Here is a 2,389-nt window from a genome sequence, read left to right as displayed (position 1 = left end):
CTATGAAAGCTCGCCGCCTGACCCCTTACCTTGTCGCTGGCCTTGTGGTGCAAAGGCTGCTGGAAGTGCGCCGGGCACGCGCCAACGAGCGCTGGGCACGGGAACGCGGCGCGGTGGAGTACGGGCAGGAACATTACTGGCTGTTTTATGTGCTGCATCCGGCCTGGCTGCTCTCGCTGCTGCGTGAGGGCAGCGCCAGCCGCCGGGACGTGAACTGGCCCGCCTTCCTGATTTTTCTCGCCCTGCAGCCGCTGCGCTCCTGGGTCATGCGGACGCTGGGGCACTACTGGAACACCAAGATTCTGATTGTGCCGGGGGGAAAGCGGGTGACGGGCGGGCCGTTCCAGTATCTCTCGCATCCCAACTATGCGGTGGTGGCCGCCGAACTGTTGAGTGCGCCACTGGCCGTGCGTGCCCCCCGCACGGCGCTGGTGTTCAGCCTGCTCAATGCCGCGCTGCTGCTGGGAATTCGCATTCCCGCCGAGGAACCCGCCCTGGCGCACTACCGCGCCCAGACGGAGGCCGCAGGCAGCTCAAGCTGAAGCGGTCCAGCGGTCCGGTGCGCGGCGCTCGATGTTCAGGCCGCCGGGGGTGTCGGCCACCTGCATGGCGGCCCGCACCGTCACGCCATGCAGGGTCAGGCGGTTGCGTCCCCCCAGGCTGGTGCGCTCGACGGCTGCGCCCACGACGGTCACATGAAGCCCTTGGGCTTTGGCCTGCTCGGTCACGTCGGCTTCGGCGTCTCCGGCTTTGAGGTGGGCCGTGAGCAGCAGCGCCTCTCCGCCGACGCCCCCGGTGTGCAGTTGAAGGCCTGATTCACTGAACTGAACATCCAGCAGCGGCACGCCGCGCATGTGGGCGACCTGCTGCGCCATCAACTGAGTATCGGGCATGGCAATCACGGCATCGAATTCAGGCAGACGGGCGGCGAACAGTTCAGCCAGGGGCGTCCAATCACGGTCCTGCATGGTGCTCAATTGTCTTACCAAGACGTCTTCGCTGGTCGGCAGCAAAGAGAGGAGGGCGTTGCGGAAAGCGGCGATCATTCTGTCAGCTTAGCGGCTCGGGTGGCCCACCGAATGACACCTTCTTCACCGAGATACCAGTGAATCTCCCTTCCTGCCAATCGTGGGCGGGATAGCTTGAGGGGGTGACTGTTCCTTCTCCTTCCTCCGCTCCGGCGCTGACGGCCAGCCGCCATGGGGTCGCCATCGCTCTGGCCGTGACCGCCGGACACTTCATCAACGACGCTTATGGGGCGATGCTCACGCCACTGACGCCCGCGCTGCAAAGCAAATTCGGGGTCAGCATCGCTGCCGTGACCCTGCTGGGTAGCATCTACAGCCTGACGAGCAGCGTGTTGCAACCCCTCCTCGGCATCATCGGCGAGCGGATAGACCGCCGCTACGCCGCCGCCCTCGGCCCGCTGATGACCGGCATCGGCCTCACGCTGATGGGTTATGTGCCGTGGTTCGGGGCGCTGGTGCTGCTGGTGGCGGTGGCGGGTTTCGGCTCGGGGTTTTTTCACCCGGCAGGTGCGGCCTACGTTGCCCAGAACAGTCCTGCCGACAAACGCGGGTTGTGGGCCAGCATCTTCAGCGCGGGCGGCACGGGGGGCATGGCACTCGGCCCAGTCTTCGCGGGCGTGGGGCTGACGCACCTGCCCTGGTTCGCGCTGCTGGGCGCGGTGATTGCCGCCGTCACTTTCGCTGTGACGCCCAGCGGGGTGCAGAAGGCCAAACGGGTGGGCCTCGCCGAATATGTCGGCATTTTCCGGGGGCCACTGGTGTGGCTGTGGGGCATGGCGGTGCTGCGTTCGCTCGCCAGCACGGGTTACAACGCCATGCTCCCCTTCATGTTGCTTGCCAAGGGTTTCGGGCAGCGGGAGGTGGGTCTGACGCTGGCGGTCTACTCGGTGGCGAGTGCGGTGGGCGGCATTCTGGGCGGGCGCTACAGCGACAAATACGGCAGAACCGCCGTGTTGCGGGCCGCCATTCTGAGCACCATTCCCTTTTTCGCCGTGCTGATTTTGTCCAGTCCCGCCAACTGGTGGTTTTATCCGCTGACGTTTCTGGTGGGCGCGGCGGTCAATGCCAGCATTCCGGTGGGCGTCGTCACCGCGCAGGAATACGCGCCGCAGCATGTCGCCGTCGCCAGCTCCATCATGATGGGCTTTTCGTGGGGTGTGGCGGGCGTGCTGGTCTTTCTGGTGGGCGCTCTGGCAGACGCGACCACGCCGCAGACCGCCGCGCTTGCCAGCCTCGCCCTGCTGATTCCCAGCGCCCTGATTGCCTACCGCTTGCCCGAGCCGCAGAAGGTGAAGTTTGAGGGATAGGGCCTTACGGCCTGATAAAAGTCATGAGAGCAGACGTTAGTGGAGATCACTTTG

Annotated in this window: 3 protein-coding genes; 2 read left to right on the top strand and 1 reads right to left on the bottom strand. The window is 65.5% G+C overall.

What is annotated here, in order from left to right; translation table 11 throughout:
• Positions 1–2 precede the first annotated feature (2 nt).
• Positions 3–542 carry an isoprenylcysteine carboxyl methyltransferase family protein gene (locus tag Q4C89_RS14785; protein WP_303103385.1) on the top strand — a complete coding sequence of 180 codons (540 nt, stop codon included), beginning with the start codon at positions 3–5 and terminating at the stop codon, positions 540–542.
• Here Q4C89_RS14785 and Q4C89_RS14780 read toward each other — a convergent pair.
• The gene (locus Q4C89_RS14780) at positions 534–1,046 is read right to left on the bottom strand and encodes a hypothetical protein (protein WP_303103384.1); all 513 of its coding nucleotides are present in this window, start codon (positions 1,044–1,046) and stop codon (positions 534–536) included. The two genes, Q4C89_RS14785 and Q4C89_RS14780, sit on opposite strands and share 9 nt — an antisense overlap.
• A gap of 104 nt (positions 1,047–1,150) precedes the next feature.
• Between Q4C89_RS14780 and Q4C89_RS14775 the strand changes: the two genes are divergently transcribed.
• Positions 1,151–2,335: an MFS transporter gene (locus Q4C89_RS14775; RefSeq protein ID WP_303103383.1), complete on the top strand. Its 1,185-nt coding sequence runs from the start codon at positions 1,151–1,153 to the stop codon at positions 2,333–2,335.
• Positions 2,336–2,389: the final 54 nt, after the last annotated feature.

Origin of the sequence: Deinococcus sp. (assembly GCF_030523985.1) — a bacterium.
Classification (GTDB): Bacteria; Deinococcota; Deinococci; order Deinococcales; family Deinococcaceae; genus Deinococcus.
The sequence above is the reverse complement of the archived record's forward strand: the minus strand, read 5'-3'. Positions and strand labels throughout refer to the sequence as shown.

Excerpts from the sequence above, each read along its gene's own strand:
- Q4C89_RS14785 (WP_303103385.1), top strand. The coding sequence starts at position 3 with ATGAAAGCTCGCCGCCTGACCCCTTACCTTGTCGCTGGCCTTGTGGTG.
- Q4C89_RS14780 (WP_303103384.1), bottom strand. The coding sequence starts at position 1,046 with ATGATCGCCGCTTTCCGCAACGCCCTCCTCTCTTTGCTGCCGACCAGC.